Source organism: Snodgrassella sp. B3088 (assembly GCF_026535815.1).
Taxonomy (GTDB): domain Bacteria; phylum Pseudomonadota; class Gammaproteobacteria; order Burkholderiales; family Neisseriaceae; genus Snodgrassella; species Snodgrassella alvi_E.
Map to the genome: position 1 here is coordinate 26,350 of NZ_JAFNPG010000037.1, position 22,477 is coordinate 48,826.

General features: G+C 44.2%; 19 protein-coding genes and 3 tRNA genes. 8 read left to right on the forward strand and 14 right to left on the reverse strand.

The annotated features are described in order from the left end of the window. Positions 1–3 precede the first annotated feature (3 nt). The 10 genes from coaE to folD all read right to left on the reverse strand — a co-directional run bounded on the left by coaE (position 4) and on the right by folD (position 12,229). On the reverse strand, positions 4–618 hold the full coding sequence (coaE, locus tag J3U75_RS10215) for a dephospho-CoA kinase (RefSeq protein ID WP_267392006.1): 615 nt from the start codon (positions 616–618) through the stop codon (positions 4–6). Then, positions 615–1,466 (reverse strand): prepilin peptidase, encoded by an 852-nt coding sequence (locus J3U75_RS10220; protein ID WP_267392007.1) that lies wholly within the window; start codon positions 1,464–1,466, stop codon positions 615–617. The genes coaE and J3U75_RS10220 overlap by 4 nt, the downstream gene beginning before the upstream one ends. A 6-nt stretch (positions 1,467–1,472) precedes the next feature. Beyond that, complete coding sequence (locus J3U75_RS10225) at positions 1,473–2,705, reverse strand: type II secretion system F family protein (RefSeq protein WP_100156468.1); 1,233 nt, start codon at positions 2,703–2,705, stop codon at positions 1,473–1,475. Positions 2,706–2,751: 46 nt separating this feature from the next. Beyond that, positions 2,752–4,431, reverse strand: coding sequence for a type IV-A pilus assembly ATPase PilB (gene pilB, locus J3U75_RS10230; protein WP_267392008.1), 1,680 nt, complete (start codon positions 4,429–4,431; stop codon positions 2,752–2,754). Between the two features lie 199 nt (positions 4,432–4,630). Further along, a complete protein-coding gene (gene recJ, locus J3U75_RS10235; protein WP_267392009.1) occupies positions 4,631–6,328 on the reverse strand; it encodes a single-stranded-DNA-specific exonuclease RecJ in 1,698 nt (565 codons plus the stop codon). After that, positions 6,325–7,299 carry a hypothetical protein gene (locus J3U75_RS10240; protein ID WP_267392010.1) on the reverse strand — a complete coding sequence of 325 codons (975 nt, stop codon included), beginning with the start codon at positions 7,297–7,299 and terminating at the stop codon, positions 6,325–6,327. The genes recJ and J3U75_RS10240 overlap by 4 nt, the downstream gene beginning before the upstream one ends. 48 nt (positions 7,300–7,347) lie before the next feature. Continuing rightward, entirely contained in the window at positions 7,348–9,114 is a 1,767-nt protein-coding gene (locus J3U75_RS10245) for a M61 family metallopeptidase (protein ID WP_267392011.1), read from the reverse strand. A 220-nt stretch (positions 9,115–9,334) separates the two neighbouring features. Further along, a complete protein-coding gene (gene gap / locus J3U75_RS10250) occupies positions 9,335–10,363 on the reverse strand; it encodes a type I glyceraldehyde-3-phosphate dehydrogenase (protein WP_100151384.1) in 1,029 nt (342 codons plus the stop codon). A 138-nt stretch (positions 10,364–10,501) separates the two neighbouring features. Next, positions 10,502–11,080 carry a hypothetical protein gene (locus tag J3U75_RS10255; protein WP_267392012.1) on the reverse strand — a complete coding sequence of 193 codons (579 nt, stop codon included), beginning with the start codon at positions 11,078–11,080 and terminating at the stop codon, positions 10,502–10,504. A 285-nt stretch (positions 11,081–11,365) separates the two neighbouring features. Further along, the gene (folD, locus tag J3U75_RS10260) at positions 11,366–12,229 is read right to left on the reverse strand and encodes a bifunctional methylenetetrahydrofolate dehydrogenase/methenyltetrahydrofolate cyclohydrolase FolD (RefSeq protein WP_267392013.1); all 864 of its coding nucleotides are present in this window, start codon (positions 12,227–12,229) and stop codon (positions 11,366–11,368) included. A 220-nt stretch (positions 12,230–12,449) separates the two neighbouring features. On the opposite strand from folD, the gene J3U75_RS10265 reads away from it, so the two are divergent. From J3U75_RS10265 to rnhB, 5 genes are all read left to right on the forward strand, one after another. Next, positions 12,450–12,527 (forward strand) — tRNA-Pro (locus J3U75_RS10265). Positions 12,528–12,565: 38 nt separating this feature from the next. Then, positions 12,566–12,642 (forward strand) — tRNA-Arg (locus J3U75_RS10270). A gap of 19 nt (positions 12,643–12,661) precedes the next feature. Further along, a tRNA-His gene (locus J3U75_RS10275) sits at positions 12,662–12,737 on the forward strand. A gap of 134 nt (positions 12,738–12,871) precedes the next feature. Then, positions 12,872–14,044 (forward strand): lipid-A-disaccharide synthase, encoded by a 1,173-nt coding sequence (lpxB, locus tag J3U75_RS10280; RefSeq protein ID WP_267392014.1) that lies wholly within the window; start codon positions 12,872–12,874, stop codon positions 14,042–14,044. Next, entirely contained in the window at positions 14,041–14,652 is a 612-nt protein-coding gene (rnhB, locus tag J3U75_RS10285; RefSeq protein WP_100151381.1) for a ribonuclease HII, read from the forward strand. Before lpxB ends, rnhB begins: the two co-directional genes overlap by 4 nt. 177 nt (positions 14,653–14,829) lie before the next feature. Here rnhB and dksA read toward each other — a convergent pair whose 3' ends face one another. The 3 genes from dksA to proC all read right to left on the reverse strand — a co-directional run bounded on the left by dksA (position 14,830) and on the right by proC (position 16,773). Further along, positions 14,830–15,246, reverse strand: coding sequence for an RNA polymerase-binding protein DksA (gene dksA, locus J3U75_RS10290; RefSeq protein ID WP_100140828.1), 417 nt, complete (start codon positions 15,244–15,246; stop codon positions 14,830–14,832). A gap of 160 nt (positions 15,247–15,406) precedes the next feature. Next, positions 15,407–15,970: a YggT family protein gene (locus J3U75_RS10295; protein ID WP_267392015.1), complete on the reverse strand. Its 564-nt coding sequence runs from the start codon at positions 15,968–15,970 to the stop codon at positions 15,407–15,409. A gap of 8 nt (positions 15,971–15,978) precedes the next feature. Then, positions 15,979–16,773 (reverse strand): pyrroline-5-carboxylate reductase, encoded by a 795-nt coding sequence (gene proC, locus J3U75_RS10300; RefSeq protein WP_267392016.1) that lies wholly within the window; start codon positions 16,771–16,773, stop codon positions 15,979–15,981. Between the two features lie 310 nt (positions 16,774–17,083). Between proC and J3U75_RS10305 the strand changes: the two genes are divergently transcribed. Then, positions 17,084–18,754, forward strand: a complete 1,671-nt coding sequence (locus J3U75_RS10305; protein WP_267392017.1) for a vWA domain-containing protein — start codon at positions 17,084–17,086, stop codon at positions 18,752–18,754. Between the two features lie 631 nt (positions 18,755–19,385). Next, positions 19,386–20,252 (forward strand): pyridoxal kinase PdxY, encoded by an 867-nt coding sequence (gene pdxY, locus J3U75_RS10310; protein ID WP_267392018.1) that lies wholly within the window; start codon positions 19,386–19,388, stop codon positions 20,250–20,252. A gap of 91 nt (positions 20,253–20,343) precedes the next feature. Here pdxY and J3U75_RS10315 read toward each other — a convergent pair whose 3' ends face one another. Further along, on the reverse strand, positions 20,344–21,060 hold the full coding sequence (locus J3U75_RS10315; protein WP_267392019.1) for a YggS family pyridoxal phosphate-dependent enzyme: 717 nt from the start codon (positions 21,058–21,060) through the stop codon (positions 20,344–20,346). Positions 21,061–21,220: 160 nt separating this feature from the next. On the opposite strand from J3U75_RS10315, the gene J3U75_RS10320 reads away from it, so the two are divergent. After that, on the forward strand, positions 21,221–22,264 hold the full coding sequence (locus J3U75_RS10320) for a type IV pilus twitching motility protein PilT (protein WP_267392020.1): 1,044 nt from the start codon (positions 21,221–21,223) through the stop codon (positions 22,262–22,264). Positions 22,265–22,477: the final 213 nt, after the last annotated feature.

Consider the following 22,477-nt stretch of genomic DNA (forward strand, 5'->3'; position numbering starts at 1 on the left):
CTGTCATAACGTGGATGGTGGTAAAGCCTGATAGAAGTGATGGAGCTTCAGGACTTCCTGCTCAAGTTGTGGCCGGTTGCCATCATTAGTAATTGTGTCATCAGCAATAACTTTTCTGCTCTTGCTGTCAGCCTGTTGCGCCATAATAGCACGTATTGCGGATTCGTCTAGACCACTACGTAGCTGAACTCTTTGTATACAAAGATTAACAGGAGCTTCGATGATAAGTATACGCTGCACCAGTTTTTGAAATTCGGGTTTTTCCGCCAGTAGTGGTATTTCAATAATGCCATATTGTTTGTCTGGAGAAATTTGCTGTTTGGCCTGTTGCAACCCTTGCCAGATGAGCGGATGAAGAATGTTTTCCAGTCGTTGGCGATGAGTTGAATCAGCAAATACCCAGTTACGCAGTTGGTTCCGATCCAGACTGCCGTCTGCCAGAAATAGCTGGCTGCCACATTGTTTTTTGATTTCAGGTAATGCCAAACCATGTGGTGCAGTAAGCTGATGGGCTATTTCATCGGCATTTATTACTGGTATACCTAAGCTAGCAAAACAACTGGCTACAGTGGTTTTACCGCTACCAATTCCACCGCTTAGTCCAACCCAGATTGTCATGCATCGAATCCAGAAAGTTGCAACCACCAGTGAATGAGCTGGCTAATTTGGCTGTTGGCCATCCAAACAATCCAGCCGGAGATGGCTAGAGCCGGGCCAAAAGCCATTGGCTGACTGCGGGCAACTTTGAGTATCAAAGAGGCAATGATGCCAACAATAGCAGCTATAAATACAATTAATGGCAATGCAGCAGCACCCATCCATGCGCCTAGAGCAGCCAGCAGTTTAAAATCACCATAACCCATGCCATCTTTTCCGGTTATGAGCTTGAATAGCCAAAACAGTGACCACAAGCTCATATAGCCTGCTACTGCTCCCCATATAGCTGCAGATAAGGATACAAATTCACTATACCAATTAAACAGTAATCCCAGCCACAGTAATGGTAAAGTAATCTGATCTGGCAAGAGCTGAGTATCAGCATCGATAAATGTTAATGTTATCAACGCAGCTGTCAAAACCAGACCACCGGCGGCAACTGGTGTTACATCATAGCGCCATACTACTGCGGCAAACGCTAGTCCGGTAAGCAGTTCAACACAGAAATAGCGAGAGCTAATCGGTTTTGCACAAGCAGCACAACGACCATGTAAGATAAGATAGCTTATCAATGGTATATTTTGCCACCAGCGAATTTTATGCTGGCAATGAGGGCAGGCTGACGGGGGTACGCAAAGATTGAAACGGGCAAAATTTTCTGCCGGTAATTGCAATGCCATTCGTGCTTCAGCCTGCCAGCTGCGTTCCATCATGATCGGCAGACGGTAGATGACTACGTTCAGAAAGCTGCCTACAGCTAAACCTGTTATTAATGCGATGATGGAGAAAAACAGTGTATCTGATAACATCTGATCTTAACCTACTGCATTACCGATGTTGAAGAGTGGTAAATACATAGCAACCAGAATAACACCGACGATCAAACCCAGTACTACCATGATAATGGGTTCCATCAAAGATGATAGCTGTGAAACAGCAGTATCTACATCTTCTTCATAAAATTCGGCTGATTTATTTAACATATCATCAAGTGATCCGGACTCTTCGCCAATAGAGGCCATTTGCATTACCATATTGGGAAATAATTCAGTAGCCTGCATGGCAGAGGTGAGGGAGATACCCTGATTAACCTTGGCCCGAATTTCCTGTGTCGCTTCTTCATATTTGATATTGCCCGCTGCTCCGGCAACTGAGTCAAGTACTTCTACTAAGGGGACGCCGGCAGCAAACAAGGTTGCTGTTGTGCGCGCCCAGCGGGCAATTGTGGCTTTACGTACGATTTGGCCAAAAATGGGCATTTTCAATAACATATAATCAAAACGTTTTTTCAAATCATCTGAGTTCTGATACCATTTTATTAGTCCAATTACACCTGCAATGAGTGCAATGATAATAAATACACCAAAGTGGACAAAGAAATTAGAAATATTCATCATGAATTGTGTAAGTCCTGGCAGAGGAACGCCCATACCTTCGTAAACTTTACCGAATGATGGTAAAACGAACATCATCATGACGATTACCAGTGCAATTGCGACAACTACCACTACTACCGGATAGGTCAAAGCACTTTTAACCTTTTTCTTGATTCCTTGAGTTTTTTCTTTGTATACGGCCAGTTTATCTAATATGGCTTCCAATACACCGCCTGTTTCGCCTGCACGTACCAGATTGCAATAAAATCGATCAAAATACTTTGGATATTTGGCAAAAGAATCAGCTAATGATGTACCCTGCTCAACATCAGAACGGATTTGCATCAGCATTTGGGTCATAGCAGGGTTTGAGTGGCCTTTGGCTGCGATATCAAAAGCCTGCATCATCGGTAAACCGGATTTCATCATGGTTGATAATTGTCGAGTAAAGACTGTTATATCCGCCGGACTGATTTTTTTCTGACGCTGTTTTTTGACTTTGTTAATCTGAATTACACGAATCTGTCTTCGGTTAAGTTTGGCACGGGCTTCTGCCTCATCTTTTGCCACTACTTCGCCGCGTACAATCTGCTCAGTTTTGATGTTTTTTCCTTCAAAGCTGTAGCTGATGCCGGTAGATTTAGCTTTGGATACTGCTACTGGTTTGTTCATGGTTTTTCTCACAGTATTGTATTAATTAGATAAATAGGCGATGGATTTAATCGTTGGTGGTGGCTAGAATTTCGTCAAGCGAAGTGATGCCTTCCATAACTTTAAGCAGACCAGCATGACGCAAATCGACCAGTCCTTCTTTATGCGCCTGCTTACTGATATCGACTTCATTACCATTGTTCATGATGATTCGCTGCATTTCATCACTGATAGGCATTACTTCATAAACACCAGCGCGCCCCTTGTAACCTTTGCCTTTACAGCGCTCACAGCCTACCGGCCGATAAAATGTCCATTCTTTAGCTAGATCTTCATCAGAGAAACCGGCTTTTTTGAGTGCGAATTCTGGTGGCCGTTCGGCTGGTGCTTTGCAGGTGCATAAACGTCGAACCAGACGCTGTGCCATAATCAGATTCACTGAACTTGCGATGTTGAATGGAGCAACCCCCATATTCAGCATACGTGATAAGGTGGCAGGCGCATTATTGGTGTGCAGGGTAGAAAATACCATATGACCGGTTTGTGCTGCTTTGATGGCAATATCGGCCGTTTCTAAATCCCGGATTTCCCCCACCATGATGATGTCTGGATCCTGACGTAGGAAAGATTTTAGGGCTGCGGCAAATGTCAGTCCCTGTTTATCATTTACATTTACCTGATTGATACCGGGTAAATTAATTTCCGCAGGATCTTCTGCAGTAGAAATGTTCACACTGTCGGTATTCAGAATATTCAGGCAGGTGTAAAGGGATACAGTTTTACCGGAACCGGTTGGGCCAGTAACCAGTACCATACCATACGGCCGGTGAATGGCCTCCAGCAGTAATTCTTTCTGAAATGGTTCGAAGCCGAGCTGTTCGATATTCAGAGTAGCAGCATCCGAATTCAGAATACGCATCACAATTTTTTCACCAAACAGGGTCGGAAGGGTGCTGACACGAAAATCAATCGGTTTGGCACCTTTGCGGAATTGAATCTGTATTCGGCCATCCTGAGGTATACGTTTTTCTGAAATGTCCAGTTTAGCCATCACTTTAATACGGGAGGCAATCTGGTTTCTAATATTCAGTGGCATACGCACTACTTCCCGTAGCTGCCCGTCAATACGAAAACGTACTCTTGCCATTTCTTCGTAAAATTCAAAGTGAATATCTGAGGCGCCGCTGTTGAGTGCATCATTCAATACTTTGAAGACAAATCTGGCCACAGGTCCGTTTTCACCGTCCTCATCATCGGCAGACATGGCATTATTGCCTGTTGCTTCAGCATCACCAACTGTGTCCATTCCTTCTAGTAGGCTGGTGGATTCCTGTCCGAGATTCTCTAGTATCTGACGCAGCTGATCATCGCGTACAATAACCAGATTCAGGATGCAGCCGGCATCTGTGGCAATTTTCTGATAATGCTGAATGGAAGTGGGGTCAGATACAGCCAGAAACAGACGATTGCCACGTTTGAAAATGGGCACGCAGATATATTGCTGCATGATTTTCAGATTGATTAAGTCCTGCGGTACAAGGCTTTGGTTATATAGTTCCAGATTGAGGTAAGGAATACTGAATACCTTGGACAGGAAGGTGGCCAGTTTGTCAGCATCGATGACACCAGACTGCAACAGCATCGGTATAACTGGACGTTTCTGCTCAAGCTCCTGACGCAGTTTTTCAGCTTTTTCTGCATCGATAATCTGGTGCTTATATAAAACTCGAATCAATCCTACACTCATACCAGTTAATTCCTGTCTTTATCTCTTTTTAAGTTTACACTTAGTTAATGGTGCATTTATCTGGCTGCTCTTCCTTTTAGCCTATCTGTTTGTGGCGTAATGGCCAATTACAGATACAGGAGCGCAAAAAAAGCCATGTTAATGTTTGATTGTGCTAATTATAAGTGAATTTATGTATTTAAACAGCCTCAATATCTCTTCAGGTACAATTTTCCCAGTAATCTGCATATAGCTGTAATTCAAGTTGCTGGCGCCATTCATTGGCAATAAGCCGATAAACCACGCGAATACGTTCAGGCAAAGTGACGTTGCACCGAAAAAACATGGCTTCACATTCGCAGTTGCTCTTGCGTAACACTGCCTTTACGTGACCAGTGCCAACAAATTGCTGGCTGACAACGTTGAATTCGTCGCAGAAAGAGGGAGGGGGAAAGCTTTGCCCCCACACCAACGCTGCCAGTTGCTGGGCTGTGGCTAAATTCAGATGCTGGGGTTCTAATGAACCATCGGTCTGGTATGTTTGATTCAGATCGGCTGGCTGGATAAGTTGCCGGCATACTGTTTCAAATTCACGCCGGAAAGCGGGTAATTGTGTTTCGGCAATGCTTAATCCAGCAGCCATGGCATGTCCGCCGAATTTCTGGATGATTTCCGGTTGTCTTTTGCTGACCATATCTAAAGCATCACGCAAATGCAGACCAGAGATGGAGCGACCAGATCCGCGCAGTATGCCGTTTTCAGCTTGTGCAAACACAATGCTCGGTCGATGAAAGGTTTCGCGCAAACGGCCGGCAACAATGCCGGTGACGCCCTGATGCCAGCTGTTGTGATAGGCGACAATACTGAAACTACTTTCGGTATTAATGTCTGCTAGCTGCAAATTGGCCTCATCTTGCATGCTGCGTTGTATTTGCCGGCGCTCCTGGTTTAAATCGTTCAGTTGTTCCGCTAAGTTTGCTGCGTTGTGTATATCATCTGATAAAAGGCAGGCTATGCCTAAACTCATATCATCCAGCCGGCCGGCAGCATTTAGCCGCGGACCAATGGCAAAGCCCAGATCGAATGCCTGAGCCTGATGTATTTTACGTTTGGCTACCTGAAATAGGGCGCGTATACCGGGTTGCATTTTATCGGCACGCATGCGCTTGAGCCCCTGTGCGACCAGAATACGGTTATTCTGATCAAGGGGGACGACATCGGCAACGGTACCTAATGCAACTAGATCAAGCCATTGTGCCAGATTTGGTTCGGGAACTTGGCTGAACTGGTTGTGCTGACGCAAATGGTGACGCAAGGCCATCAGTACGTAAAACATCACGCCGACACCGGCCAGTGCTTTGCTGGGAAATTCATCACCGGGCTGGTTAGGATTAACAATAATGCATTCAGGCAATTGCTCGGCGGGTAAGTGATGGTCGGTAATCAATACATCCATACCCAGTTGGTGTGCACGCTGTACACCATCTACACTGGCTATACCATTGTCCACTGTTAGCAGCAAATCGGCGCCGGCCTGAGCAGCAAGCTCAGCAATTTCTGCTGTCAGTCCGTATCCATGCTCAAAACGATTTGGTACGAAAAAGTCAGTTATGGCGCCCATGGCCTGTAAGCCTCGCATAGCCAGAGCACAGGCAGTAGCGCCATCGGCATCATAATCAGCCACAATCAGAATTTTTTCTTGTCGTGTGATTGCTTGTGCCAAGCGTTCACTGGCAGCATGAATATTCTTTAGATTATGAAATGGCAGCAGGGCAGACAGGCTGGATTCCGTTTCAAGTTTATTTTTAATGGCGCGTGTGGCATACAATCTTGCCAGTAAGGGTTCAACGCCCTGTGCTAGTAGGGTTTGTTCGGCATGGGTATCTACCGGACGGGTAACAATGCAGGCGGGCTTCATAGACTTAATCCGTTAAATGGTTTGGCTTTATGCCGGAAAAAGTTTAGCCAGGGTTTACGTATTTGAAGCAGGCCGTTTTCGCAATGAATATTTAGCTGCCGAAGTTGCTTGTTTTGCAGTGCGTTTAACAAGGGTTGCCACCAGTCCTGCTCCCATTGTTGCAGTATCTGGGTATAAAGGTATACATCGCCCTGATTGACGGCTGTGCATAATACATCATTAAACAACACAATTTTATTTTTATCTTTGCCAAACACGGTATCTGCTAATGCAGCATAATTAGCGGGTAGCTCATGTGTATTAACTGCCCAAGAGCTATTGGTATACAACGGAATTTTGTTGTCTGCTGTGCCTGCGCTGTCTGGCTCAAACCATAAGCTGTTGATGGTAGGCAGGCCGCGGGCACTGCGTTGCTGATTGATCGGGTGCTGATACAGCAGCATTTGCAGTTCGGTCTGTCGTTGTAAAATTAAGGGTGCATCGGTACCAGTTGGTTTTACTTCTGAGTTAATGCTGCCACCGAGATCCAGTATCGATGGCACGCTAAATGCCATTCTTTGTGAGGAGGTCAACAGCCACAAATTGGCTTTTACCGGATGAAACTGCCAATTTTCTGCCTGTAACCATTTATTCAATACACTACAGAAAGCGCTTGCTTCTTCTATGGATAAAGAAAGAGATTTTCCATCAATATATTGCAGTTGATGCATTCCGGCTATCTGGCTGATGGGTGTGGCAATTAGGCTGTCACCACTCGAATCAAGGTTATACTGCCCACATACCTGTTGTACCCATGAACCTTGCCACAGGTACTGACGGAAAAGCTGGCTTCTACTAGAGGTTTTTGCGGAAAATTGACCCCAACGGCGTAACTTATCCAATGCCGGTAATGGTACTACCGGCACGATAATATCCTGATGCGGCCACAGTAAACCGGGCAGGACAAGAGTCAGATGTAAATCAGCTTGCATTAAATCTAGGATATTTGTAAAAATAAAATTATTGTTTCAGTCTGGCGGTTATTTTCGGCGTTGTGGCTGCAACCATTGTTGTAACAGCTGTGTATTGTCAATACTCAGCAGGGCTGTATCGTTTATTGCCGGTTGAGCCAATAAGCTGGATTGTCGCAGCAGGCCATCTCGGATAAAGTGAATTCGTACCGTTTCGCCAATATGGATACGTGCCCACTGCGTGCTAAAGTCCGTAATGATTTCATCATTGAGTGCGATGAGCTGATCACCGGCACTCAGGCCAGCATTTTCTGCACTACCCTGATTGAATACTTGTTGCATGGTGATTCCGAGTGTTGCAGGCTTAAACCGTGCACCTAAATCGGCACAAGTCTGTTCGCTGGCTGTAGGCTCCTCTATGTAAGCGCCCCCATGCTGGAGTGGCAGAGCAGCCCAATGCAGTGATACACCAGTCTGATGTAATTTTTCAGCCATAGGTAAATCAGATGTGGTCATGATGTACTGCTGATAAACTTGTGTTAAATCAATACCGGTTGTGTCGCGCGCGATTTTGAGCCACTCATTTTCAGCCAGACCTAATCCTCGCTGCCGCCAGTCTTGATACAGTGCGCGCATCACGTCGTCTAGATTTTTCTGCTGGTTGGTGTGCTGGCGAATATGGTGATCCAGGCACATGGCAGCCAAAGCCCCTTTCTGGTAATAGCTGACAATGGCATTGGCACTGTTCTCATTCTGTTTGTAGTATTTGGTCCACGCGGTAAGGCTGGATTCAGCCAGAGTTTGCTTAAGTCGTCCCGCTCCCTGCTGCACTCGTGTAATAGTTTTGGCTAGTAAATGCAGATATTGAGCTGGTGTAATGACGCCGCTGCGCACCAGAAACAAATCATCGTAGTAGGAAGTGATGCCCTCGAAAGCCCATAAGAGATGGGTATAGGCTTCGGTGTTCAATTCATTATTGGCAAATGCAGCTGGAATGATGGATTTTACATTCCATGCATGGAAATATTCGTGGCTGAATAATCCCAATAAAGTAATGTAAGCTTCGCTGTTTTTGCCATTTGTCTGCGGCAGATCATGCCGGTCGGCCATCAGTGCAGATGATGATCTATGTTCTAACCCGCCGTAAATGCCATTGCCGACGTGCAATAGAAAGCTGTAACGCTCAAAAGGTGGCGGTGCGTCAAACATAGCTATTTCACAGGCGCATATTCTAGCAACATCTTGGACGAGACGTTGCTGGTCAAACTGAGAAAAATGTCCGCTAATGACAATCTCATGTTCGATGCCTTCCGCAGTGAAGGGCAGACGCAACAGATAGCCCATTTCAACCGGATAGTCTATCAATGCACGATAGTTGCCAGTCTGATAAACCCGAGGCAATGAAGCCGCGGGCATAGTGGTAGCAATATCCCAGTTTTCCGGCAGACCGCTGATAATTAACTGGCAAGCTTCCTGCTGGCGTTGATTGTGGCGTAAAAACAGGCATGCACCATCGAAGAAGCCACGCTCGGTATTTAAAAATGATCCACGTACAGAACTGTCAAAAGCATAAACCAGATAGCTGATTTCCCATTTACCTGCCAGTCCTTTACAAGACCATGTATTTTTGTTTATCTGCTCTGCTGTTGCGGGGGAGTTGTTGCAACTGGCCGTTAAAGTAACGATATGGCGGGCAAAGTCACGAATCATATAGCTACCGGGCAGCCAGTTGGGTAGGCTTAAGGTGAAATTCTGATTATCGAGCTGAGTGAAACTGAGACGAACATGCCACAAATGCTGGGTCAGTGAGTGGGGTTGCAAATGATAGTTAAGCATAATCTGTGCCTCAAGGAAGCAAAATGGAGAATCAGCGATTTGTTTGCTTGGAATTTAAATTAATAAAAGTGTCAGGTTTAGCGACCAGATCTTAATATTACGTGGATAGTGATACGCTAAGATTTGTGATTTTGTTTATGCGTTAGGACATACATAAATGTATTCAGGCTGCCTGAAAACTACATGGTTTCAGACAGCCTGCCATTATGCTGAGCGTAGCTCAGGCGAACGGTGTCACTTCCATGTTGAACATAGCGCGGGCGGTATTCAGCATCTGGCAGCTAAAGCCCCATTCATTATCGTACCATGCCAGTACTTTTACCATATTGCCGTTGGTAACTTTGGTGAGGGTACTGTCAAATACAGATGCCTGAGGCAAGTGATTGAAATCACTTGAAACCAATGGTAGGCTATTATAGCCCAGAATATGCTGCATACTGCCTTCACTGGCCGCTTTAACGATGGCATTCACTTCTTCAATGCTGGTGTCGCGAGCTGCCTCAAAAGTTAAATCTACCAGTGAAACATTAATAGTTGGTACACGCACAGAGAAGCCGTCGAATTTGCCCTGTAATTCCGGCAGTACAAGTCCTAAAGCTTTGGCGGCACCGGTTTTGGTTGGAATCAGGTTTTCCACTGCACTACGGGCACGACGTAAATCTTTATGCCGTACATCGGTCAGAACCTGATCGTTGGTAAATGCATGAATGGTTGTCATCAAACCTTTCACCATGCCCAGTCCGTCATTAATAGCTTTGGCTACCGGAGCCAGACAGTTAGTTGTGCAAGAACCATTGGATACTACAGTCATTTCTGGTGTGAGTACCTGATGATTCACGCCGTATACTACAGTGGCATCTACATCAGAACCACCGGGAGCGGATATCAAAACTTTCTTAGCACCGCTCTGTATATGGACGCTAGCTTTTTCTTTGCTGGTAAATGCACCAGTACATTCCAGTACCAGATCAATACCTAATTCACCCCAGGGCAGTTCTGCCGGATTGCGAGTAGCGAAAAAGCGGATGCGGTCGCCGTTGATAATTAAAGCATCATCATCAAATGAAACATCTGCGGTGAAACGGCCATGAACGGTATCGAATTTTGTCAGATGGGCACTGGTTTCCAATGTGCCACTGGCATTTATCGCGACAATTTCAAACTGGTTGCGCAGGTTATAGTCATAGATGGCACGCAATATCTGGCGGCCGATGCGGCCATAACCATTAATGGCAACTTTTAACGTCATGCTTATTCCTTTTCAAATCAACAAAACTGATTAGGTAAATTTCAAGTTTGGAATGCAAAATTGGTTAATTCAATTATCTGATTCGCATTAAAAACACCATGTATTATTATAGCGGAACCAGCTTAATTCCTCATCTGTTCAGCGTAAGCCGTTTTCGGCAGCAGGCAGTGTGACCATTTGCTGGAAAGACTGTGCCATAGTGTTTAAATCTAACCAACCCATGCCGCTGAAAATTAATAGAATTACACTGCCGGCTAGACAAGTGATGAAACAATAGACAATATAAGCCAAGGCTACTTTAAATACATTCTGCTGGCTAATGCGGACAAAACCACCTACTTGAACCACTATGGTCCAGATCATCCACGCCATTCCGGGCATGGCTAATGCGTGTGGAAAGTACAGTATAGCTACCATGGGCAGAGTTAGTGCTTCCGTGACCAGTATGTAACCATACCATTGTCCGGGCTGCCGGTTGTAGTAGCTAAGAATAGATTGCATGGAAAAACTCAGAACCGCCCAGCGCAATACAGTTAATACCATAATAAAAGCACTGATACCCGATTGATGTCCGAGAAAGGGTGACATGTTCGCAATACTCATTAGGCCTAATGCCAAGAGTACGGCAATAAAGACAAACGGCGAATAACGATAATGCGTTTTAGGGTAAAACTGCATACGCAGTGCAGCCCAAGTGTCGATGAAAAACTGATACATTGAATCAATATCACTTTATGTTGTTGAATAAACCATAACAGCCATTTCATTAATCGTGCCAGCATTGTCTGGATTCGCATGCTATTTGGCAGAGTTTTCCGGTTATGATGGCGTTTTTTACGCCATTTGGTTTTATTCTGTTGTTTATACGAAGATATGTTGGCTAATGGACTGATTGGTAAAATGTTAATGCTAACCTGAGTTTTCAGATCAGTTTTGCAAAATTGATTGCTGTCTGTACAGGTTTGCTGCTCATTTGATTTCCGAATCAGACCTGAAGGAAATTCAGTTTAGTTGAGTATCGTGTAGTTCAGCAGCTTGCAGCGTATTTTCCATCAAAGAGGCGATTGTCATGGGGCCGACGCCACCTGGCACTGGAGTTATCATTGCTGCACGCTCTCTAGCGTTGGCGAATGCTACATCACCGCATAACTGGCCGTTTTCCAACCGATTTATTCCTACATCTATGACGATTGCGCCAGGTTTAATCCATTCACCTTTGACAAAATTCGGCTGGCCTACACCCACTACAACAATATCGGCTGCCGCGACTTCCTGTGCCAGATTCTGCGTCGCGCTGTGACAAACTGTAACCGTGGCTCGAGCCAACAGAAGCTCTAAAGCCTGCGGTCTGCCAACGATATTTGATGCACCTACTACTACAGCTTTTTTACCGGCTACATCAATTTGATAAGCTTCCAGTAAGGTCATTACACCTTTCGGTGTGCACGGACGCATTAGCGGCATCTTTACTGCCAGACGGCCTACATTATACGGATGAAATCCGTCGACATCTTTATGCGGCACAATCCGCTCTAGTACTAGCTGACCATTTATATGTTTTGGTAAAGGTAGCTGTACCAGAATACCATCTACGCCCTTGTCTGCATTCATTTCATCAATGAGTGCCAGCAATTCTGATTCACTGGTTTGAGTAGGTAGTTCATAACTGCGTGATTCAAAGCCGATGGTTTCGCAGGCACGTTTTTTATTGCGCACATATACAGCACTGGCTGGGTCCTCGCCTACCAGTACGACCGCTAGGCAAGGACGGCGTAACTGATTATCCAGCCGCTGCTGCACACGACCCGCGAGTTTTTGCAGAATTTGTTCGGAAATTTTTTTGCCATCAATGAGTTGAGCGGTCATTAGCTAATTCCAGACAGAAAGATAAATAAAGAGGCTGTTGGCGGGCAACCAGCAGCTGAAACTCAGAAAAATGGCATTGTCGCATTTTTTAGCCTTGCTTTCATCTGCTTTTATTGATTGTGTGCAACCATAAATCGGCAATATTTCAAAAATATGGCAAAAAAATTAGGTTTACCTCTTGACGATGGTTTTTCAGAGCTGTATAGTTCGCCTCTCTCGTCGGGGTGTAGCGCAGCCTGGTTAGCGCATCTGCTTTGGGAGCAGAGGGTCGTGAGTTCGAATCCCACCACCCCGACCACATCGACTGAATCCTTATCCGGATAGATTTGAGAGTACGCGCCCGTAGCTCAACCGGATAGAGCACCGGCCTTCTAAGCCGGGGGTTACAGGTTCGATTCCTGTCGGGCGCACCAAGTTTGAAAAGTTTTAATGGTGGCTGTAGCTCAGTTGGTAGAGCCCTGGATTGTGATTCCAGTTGTCGTGGGTTCGAGCCCCATCAGCCACCCCAGATTAAAAGCCCAAGCCCTTTGCTTGGGCTTTTAGCTTTTATAGCCTTATCCTTTTACAGGTAGATATCGCCTGTTAAACTGGTAATCTTTAAAGCCTGACTCTGAGAGCTGTTTATCACTATGCTATCCCGCTATGAATAAAACTGCAACTGAACTGCCCTCGTTAACCATAGCCTTGTGTGCTGGAGAGGCATCCGGTGACTTGCTTGGCGCCCATCTGATGAATGCCATACGTGCCCGCTATCCAAATGTGCAGTTTGTGGGTATCGGTGGGCCGCGTATGCTTGCTGCAGGTATTCGCAGTTTATATGATCAGGAAAAGCTGGCGGTACGTGGTTTTGTAGAAGTTGTAAAAAAACTTCCGGAAATTCTGGCCATTCGCCGAGGCCTAATTCATGAACTGAAAACGATTCGACCGCAGGTGTTTGTAGGAATAGATGCGCCGGATTTTAATCTGGGTGTGGCAGAAAGTTTAAAACATGCCGGTATTGCCACTATGCATTATGTTAGCCCGTCTGTGTGGGCCTGGCGGCGCAAGCGTGTAAAAAAAATCGTCAGGCAAGTTGATGAAGTGCTGTGTTTGTTTCCGATGGAGCCGGAATTATATCAACAAGCAGGCGGGCGAGCGCGTTTTGTCGGTCATCCACTGGCGCAGACATTGCCGTTGCAGGTTGATCGTCAGGCCAGACGTCAGCAATTGAAACTACCTGAGCAGGCTCCGGTATTTGTATTAATGCCGGGTAGTCGGGTGAGTGAAATTGATTTTATGGCGCCATTGTTTTTACAGGCAGCCGAAATCATCCGCCAGCGCTATCCGCAGGCTGAGTTTTTAATGCCACTGGCTACTGCAGCAACGCGTCAGCGGATGCAAACTTTACTGGCGCAGCCGGCATGGCAAAAACTGCCAGTACGATTGATGTCTGCGCATGCGGAAATGGCATGTCAGGCTGCTGATGTGACTCTGGTAACCAGTGGTACGGCCACGCTAGAAGTTGCTTTGTGCCAGTGTCCAATGGTAATCAGTTATAAGATATCGCCATTAACCTATGCTTATGTAAAACATAAAATTAAAGTGCCTTATGTTGGGCTGCCTAATATTTTGTTAGACAGAGGTGTGGTGCCGGAGCTTTTACAGGGAAATGCTACTCCGCAGAAGCTGGCTCAGGCGGTGATCCAATGGTATGAATCGCCACAGCAAATTGAAAGCTTGCGAACAGATTTTTTGGCACTGCATCAGCAGTTGCGTTTGAACACTGACGAACTAGCTGCACAGGCTGTGCTCCAGCACGCTATGGGGCAGGTATGAGCTTCGATTTAGGTGTATTACCCGCTCATGCCGGTGTGGACGAAGCTGGACGTGGCCCTTTAGTGGGCAGTGTTTATGCCGCAGCCGTGATTCTGCCGGCAAATTATGATTTACCCGGTCTCACTGATTCCAAAAAATTATCTGAAAAAAAACGTGATGAGCTGGCGATACAGATTAAACAGCAGGCAACTGCATGGTCTGTAGCCGCAGCCGATGTCAGTGAAATTCATCAGTATAATATTCTGTTTGCCACTATGCGCGCGATGGCTCGTGCGGTGATGAATTTGCATACTGTTCCTAGCAAAGTCTGGATAGATGGCAATCGCATACCTGCTGATTTAACCTTGCCGGCAGAAGCTGTGGTAAAAGGGGATTTGAAAATAGCTGCTGTGTCGGCAGCTTCGATTCTGGCTAAAACGGCACGGGATGCAGAAATGTATGCGTTGCACCAGCAATACCCTCAATATGGTTTTGACCGGCACAAGGGCTATGGTACGGCCGCACATTTGGCTGCTCTCCGGCAATTTGGGGTATTACCCCAGCATCGTCAGGATTTTGCGCCGGTAAAAGCTTTACTGCTACAGGGTAAATGCTTTGTAGAAATCTAATTTTTTTAGGTTTGATTTTGTCTGGTGATATGGGAATTACTGGTGGCAAAAAAAGTCTGAGACACTGCCTATAATTGCAAGCTTGATAAGCGGAATAGTTGGAACAATATTTCTGGCGGCAAATAAAAAAACGCTTTCTATTTCAGAAAGCGTTTTTTGGTGCTTATCAATTCAGTATCAGTCCACAAACTGTTTTTTAATTCGCTCACGCCTTTCCTGTGCTTCGACAGACAGAGTTGCAGTCGGTCGAGCCAGTAAGCGTTTCAGGCCGATAGGTTCACCGGTATCTTGACAGAAGCCATAATCCCCTTCATCCAGTTGACGTAAAGAGGCTTGAATTTTGCTAAGTAGTTTGCGTTCGCGGTCACGGGTACGCAGCTCCAGAGCATATTCTTCTTCCAGTGTCGCACGGTCTGCCGGATCTGGAGTGGTAGATTGTTCCTGCAAATGACCGGCAGTATTATTGGCATTGTGAATCAGCTCATCCTGAAGTTTCAGCAGCAAATCACGGAAGAAGGCTTGATGTTCTTCATTCATGTACTCTTCTTCAGGGCCGTTCCAGGCTTGGATGTCTTGTTCAGTGAGTTTAGCCATTATACAGTCTTTCTTTTGCGTAGCTCATTTAAGCAATTAGCTCAGGAATTGACAACTAGCTCTGTTTTTGAACGACATAAACCAGTTGTCAGGCTGTTAAAAAAGTTCGGGCATGATAGCATGTTTTTATAATCTATTCGTAAATTTGCATTAGACAACACTATCCACTAATCAGCCAGTATGAAATTTTATTTGCTGCTAGCGGTAACCACCAATCTAGACATAGCCATAATACAATTAGAATCACTGTCGCAGAAAAATCATATTTACCTAAGCGCAGTACAGCAAAAGGGCGGGTAAGAGGGGTGAAAATGCGCTGTAGGGTCAATAAAAGCACTGAATATGGCTTGCACAGGCTTAAAAACATTCGTAATACCAGACCGATGAACAACGCGTAACACATGGCTCTGAGTGAAAACAGAACACTGGAAAATAAACTGGCTGCTATGCTACGCATATCTGGCTGTGTCCAGCCGAAAGTGGTAATGAGATTAATAACGGAAGCCAGAAAATAAATAATTAGGGTAGCCACAACGCAGGCGATATCCCATCTCCCTAGAGGTGGCACGATTCTGCGTAAAGGACGTATTAGCCAATTGGTTGTTCGTACACTGAATTGCGCCAGCGGATGTAAAAAAGGCAAATTTCCCCACTGTAGCAAAAGCCGTACCCAGCACATGATGGCTAGGGCACTGGCTAACAGAAAAATAGTTTTACTGATCACAAGTTACCTTAAGGAGCTAGTTGTTGTTGCATTTCTTCTGCACGGGCAACACTGGCTGCCACGCCATCAGCCACAACCTGTGACAGCTGATGCTGGTCGAATACTGATGTGGCGGCAAAAGTGGTTCCCCCTTTGGAGGTGACATTTTTCTGTAATTGCACAAATTCAGTACCAGACTGTTCTGCCAGTGAAACTGCACCTTTGAATGTGCCCAGACTTAATTGATGAGCTTCTTTTGTGCTGAATCCTTGTTGTATGGCAGCCTGTTGTAAAGCATTAAGAAAATAGAATACATATGCCGGACCACTGCCACTTATGCCAGCAATACGGTTAATGGCGCTTTCTTCGTCCAGCCAAACCACTTCTCCAGTGGTACGCATAATGTTTTCGGCCAGATTTTTATCTGCTGTATCAATATTAGATGGTGCGTACAAACCGGAAATACCTAGGCCAATCTGACAGGGTGTATTAGGCATAATGCGGATGATGCGGTGGTGATTTTGAAGAAACTGGCTCAATGTGTTGATGGTTAATCCGGCAGCGATACTCAGCACTAAAGCACCGTTTAACTCAATACCGGCAGTTGACTGCTGCATATCCTGTGGTTTAACTGCCAGTACAAGTACGTCATCAGCATTCAGGCTAGGTAATTTTTCACTACACCTAACCTGATAACAGCTGCTCAAATGTTGGCGTTTTTCCAGATTACGGTCAATCACTTCGATATCATAGCCGCCTTGTTTGCTCATTCCTGCAACGATGGCTGTTGCCATATTACCGCCACCCAGAAAATAAATACTCATTTCATTTCCTCTTTTTATTTATAAATATTAACAATTTGAATTCAACAATATTCCAGGCTTGAAGCGAATGAATATTGAATATGTAATTCAATATTATATTCAAGATTTCTTGATACCGGTAAATGATTAAAGAGAGTTGTGGACTGAATAATCAGTCTTAAAGTTGTGCGTAGTTTTGCCAACAATATAATTTTATTTGATAATTTCAAAGCTAAATACTATTTAAAATTACTACATAAGTTGGAATTTATTTAAGCTATATGTTAAATATATTATCTAATCTGATAAATAATGATAAATAAAGGTATTTATGTTGATAATAAATTCACAGCTAAGTAAAACCGGACGTTGTCTACTCGTGGCATGGGTTGTAGGGTTATTGAGCGCTTGTGGTTCAGTCCATACAGTAAATGATGCTAAAGGTAGGGTGAAGCAGGATGTTCCGGTAGCGGTCAATGCAGCGCCTAAGATAGGAAATTATGAATCCAGAATTGGCTTTAAAGGGGCTGAAACTTCACGCATATTTATGCAGACTGTGTACGAACATAATCAGTCAGATACAGCAAGGTATAAAAATTATTCAGATAATCCTATAAAACAAGTGATTACAGAGCCGGTAAGTACATTCAGTCTGGATATGGATACGGCCAGCTATGCAAATAGTCGGCGGTTTATAGCTAATGGAAGAATGCCGCATCCTGATGCTGTACGGGTTGAGGAATTTATTAATTATTTTCCGGATGTTTCGAATGAAGTATTGAAACCTCTCCTAGGCTCCCCGTTTGCTGCGACTTATGAACTGACACCCAGTCCATGGAATCCAAACAAGGTATTGCTGAGGGTAAATATCAAGGCTGAAAACGTCCAATTTAAAGAGTTACCGCCATCAAATCTGGTATTCTTGGTTGACACCTCTGGCTCGATGGAAGGGCCGGATAGGTTAGATTTATTAAAAAAATCATTAAAATTATTAGTGAGCAGATTACGCCCGCAGGATAGAGTCTCTATTGTTACTTATGCAGGTAGTGCAGGGGTGGCGCTGGAACCAACATCAGGAAGCAATAAAGCCAAAATACTGGCTGCAATTGATAAGTTTGAGGCTGGTGGCAGTACAGCTGGCGGTGAAGGACTGAAGCTGGCTTATAAAATAGCTGAACAAGCCAAGGTAAAAGGTGGAATAAATCGCATATTACTGGCTACTGATGGCGATTTTAATGTTGGTATAAACAATGATGAAGAATTAAAGGCACTGGTGAGCACTGAAAAAGATAAAGGGATAACCTTATCAACACTGGGTTTTGGAGATGATAATTTTAATGATGCAATGATGGTGCAGATTGCGGATGCAGGAAAGGGAAACTATAGCTATATTGATAGTTTACAGGAAGCCCAAAAGGTATTACAGGAAGAAATGAGTGCAACTTTAGTTACTGTGGCTAAAGATGCAAAAGCACAGATTGAATTCAATCCTCGCCAAGTACTGGAGTATCGTCAAATTGGTTATGAAAAACGGCAGTTGAAACAAGGAGATTTTAATAATGATAAGGTGGATGCTGGTGATATAGGTGCAGGTAAAAAGGTTACAGTGCTGTACGAGCTTACTCTTGCCGGAGCCAAACCAAGTATTGATCCTTTGCGTTATCAACGCAAAAAAACGGATTCTGCCGGTGCTCAGAATGGAGAAATTGCTTTTCTCAAATTACGTTGGAAAGAGCCTGACAGTAAAAAAAGTGAAATGGTTTCTTTCCCAATAGAGAAGAAAGCATTAGGAAGTTCTTTTGAGCAGGCAGGGGTTGAAACTCGTTTCTTAGCGGCTGTGGCAGCATTCGGACAGAAACTGCGCCATAACCCAGAACTTGCAGAGACTTCTTACGAGCAGATTGCTAACTGGGCAAATAATGCCAAGGGTAACGATCCTCAAGGCTATCGCAATGAGTTTGTCCGCTTGGTCAGAAAAGCTGCTGTTCTTGAAAACAAGTAAATAGTAATGAAGTGGATAACGAAAAATAAAGCAAACGATTTTTGTCATACACTAATAATCAATGGAATTATTTTGCAGCTTTTTCAATGTTTGTGAATTCGATTTCAACGAATAATCTCTTTTGGGCTCTTAAAAACCAGCTATAACGGCTGGTTTTTTGTTCTCATTGTATATGGTTTAGTTTTAAAAAAAGAAAAACCATTTCACAGGCATAATAATATATGCTGCATATAACAAATTAGGTAATGAAAGCAAAATGCGCTGCCTACGGCGGAGGAAAAAGTTTTAGTATGCTGGAATTACGATTACAATTTAATTAAATAATTAATGTTTAATCGGCAAAGTAGGTATTTTTCTGCTGATGTATGCTAGTGCACATTTATCAGAAAAACCTGATTAAATATTCAAATTAAGGTGGTCTAAGCAAACAATATAATTTTTATGTTGGCAATTGGTATGTATTGTTGTTAGAAAGAAAAATTGTGATTTAAGGTGTTGTGATAGGTAAGTATTTATTCCTGCTTGCATAATCTGCGTATAATCGGCATAAATTTATATATGTCTGCTTACATAGCAGATTTTTAGCACATTTGATAATTCTTAGATTATCAAATTGTAAAATGGCAATATTATGAAAAATATACTTTCAATTCAGTCTCATGTGGTATTTGGTCATGCGGGTAACAGCGCAACGGTATTTCCTATCCGCCGATTGGGCGTTAATGTTTGGCCATTAAATACAGTCCAATTTTCTAATCACACACAGTACAGGCAGTGGCAGGGTACAGTGATGCCGGCTCAGCATTTACTGGATGTGGTTGATGGTATTGCGGCCATTGATGAACTGAAAAACTGTGATGCTGTATTAAGTGGATATATGGGTTCTGCCGAGCAAGGCAGTGCCATTATTGATATTGTCCGCAAAGTGAAGCAGGCCAATCCGCAGGCCATTTATTTCTGTGACCCAGTTATGGGCCATCCAGAAAAAGGCTGTATTGTTGCCGGAGGTGTGGCCGAATTCTTATGTGATGTAGCACTGCCACAGAGCGATATGATTGCGCCTAATCTGTTTGAACTTGAAGAGTTGAACAACAGGCAACGCATTCATAATGTGGAAGAAGCGGTTGCTGCCTCTCGGGCTCTTTGTACAAAAGGTCCGCGTGCTGTGCTAGTGAAACATTTAAGTCGTGCTGGGTATCAAACCGACCGCTTTGAAATGCTGTTGGTTACGCCGGATTCAGCGTGGCATATTCACCGGCCGCTGGTGGATTTTGGTGAACGTCAACCGGTAGGCGTAGGTGATATGACTAGTGGAATTTTTCTGGCAGATTTTCTTTCTGGTAAATCTTTGCTTGAAGCATTTGAACATACAACTTCAGCTGTCTATGCGGTTATGCAGGAAACTTTAAAACGCCGGCAGTATGAATTGCAAATTGTAGCCGCTCAGGATGAAATTGCTCATCCGTCACAGTGGTTTAAGGCAGAAAAAATAGCCTGAAGCAGTACTTGATTAAACTGACAATAATTTAGTAGAAAAACGGCCGGTGAGCAGAGCTTACCGGCCGTCTTGTAATCAATGTTAATGCTAACTAATCATATTTTGTCTGTGTATAGTGACGTTGACCAAAAATAGCACTACCTATCCGAACATGAGTAGCTCCACTGGCAATAGCCGTATGCATGTCGGCACTCATTCCCATAGACAATACATCAACCGCGAATCCTGAATGATGCAGGTGCTGGAATAAAGTCTGCATCATACCGAACTGCTGCTGTAATTCAGTTTTGGTAGAGTTTGCTTTGGCTACACACATCAGCCCGCGAAGTTTTAGACGTGGTAAGGTGTTGATGAAAATAGCCAATTTTAATAATTCCATGCTATTTGCACTAATACCGTGTTTATTTGTTTCAGCAGCAATGTTTATTTCAATACAAACATTCAAGGGTGGTAAGTGCTCTGGCCGCTGTTCATTTAAGCGGCAAGCAATTTTTTCACGGTCAATCGTATGCACCCATTGTGCCCGTTCTGCCACAATCCGGCTTTTATTTGATTGAATGTGTCCGATCATATGCCAGACAATATCGTATTCGGACAGCATGCTGGTTTTATCACTAAACTCTTGAATGTAATTTTCACCAAAATCACGCTGACCAGCTTGATACAGTGTGGCTATATCACTGACAGGAAAGGTTTTGCTCACCGCAATCAGTTGAACGTTTTGTGGCGCTTCAGTTTGCTGGCGGATGCCGGCTATTTCAGCCATTACCTCACGCCAGTGTGTAATCAGAGAATCTGAATTTTTCATATCACATAGTTTTTTTTCAGTTTTTTGAATTCAATTCGGCTGTCTTTGAAAAAATTTTTCCAGCATCACAAATATTTTCATTTTAAAGCTTCGACAACTTGATTAAAATAAGAGCAGAAATTTGTCCCTGCACATCGCAGGCAAGCATAACGGAGTAAATATGCAGCTAACCGATTTATTGGCCTTCGGCGTTAAAAACAAAGCTTCCGACTTGCATCTGAGTGCTGGTCTTCCTCCTATGATACGCGTTAATGGTGATATCCGCCGTATTAATCTGCCCGAACAGAGCGCAGAAGAAGTAGGTAAAATGATAGCTTCCATTATGAACGACTATCAACGTAAAGATTATCAGCAAAATCTGGAAACTGACTTTTCGTTCGAACTTCCCAATGTCTCTCGGTTTCGTGTCAATGCCTTTAACACCGAGCGCGGCCCAGCTGCAGTTATGCGTACCATTCCCAGTAAGGTACTGACGCTGGAAGAGCTCAAAGCGCCAGCAATTTTTCAAAAAATTGCTGAAATGCCACGTGGACTAGTGCTGGTAACCGGACCCACCGGCTCCGGTAAATCAACCACTTTGGCTGCAATGATTGATTACATCAATAATCACGATGCCGGCCATATTCTAACCATTGAAGATCCGATTGAGTTTGTGCATCAGAGTAAAAAATCGTTGGTAAACCAGCGTGAACTTCATCAGCATACACTCAGCTTTGCTAATGCACTGCGTTCAGCTTTGCGCGAAGACCCTGATGTGATTCTGGTAGGGGAAATGCGAGACCCTGAAACAATAGGTCTGGCACTGACAGCTGCTGAAACCGGTCACCTTGTGTTCGGTACTTTGCATACTACTGGTGCAGCAAAAACGGTAGACCGTATTGTGGACGTATTTCCTGCTGGTGAAAAAGAAATGGTGCGTTCTATGTTGTCTGAAAGTCTTCAGGCAGTAATTTCTCAGACTTTACTGAAAACTAAGGATGGCAATGGCCGTGTTGCAGCTCATGAAATCATGATCAGTACTCCGGCAGTGCGCAACCTGATTCGTGAGAACAAAATTGCTCAGATTAACTCTACTTTGCAGACGGGGCAGAAATTTGGTATGCAAACCTTAGACCAGTGTTTACAACAATTGCTGCGTGAAAATCGTATCAGTTTAGATGTAGCACGATCTAAAGCGGTCAGTCCTGATCAGCTGGCAGGATAGTAATTTATAGTTTTTTTATTCAGGAAAGCGTGTTGCCATGGATATGCTGAAAGACGCCTCAAAAGAGTCCAGCTTGTCTGATTTATTATCAGATATGGTTAACCACTATCAACATCCTACCGCTGCATCAGCCACAGCTACACCTTCTCCCAGCGAGGCAGAAGCAACGTCAGCAAATACTGTAAAAACAGATGCAAATGTAGCGGTTATGCC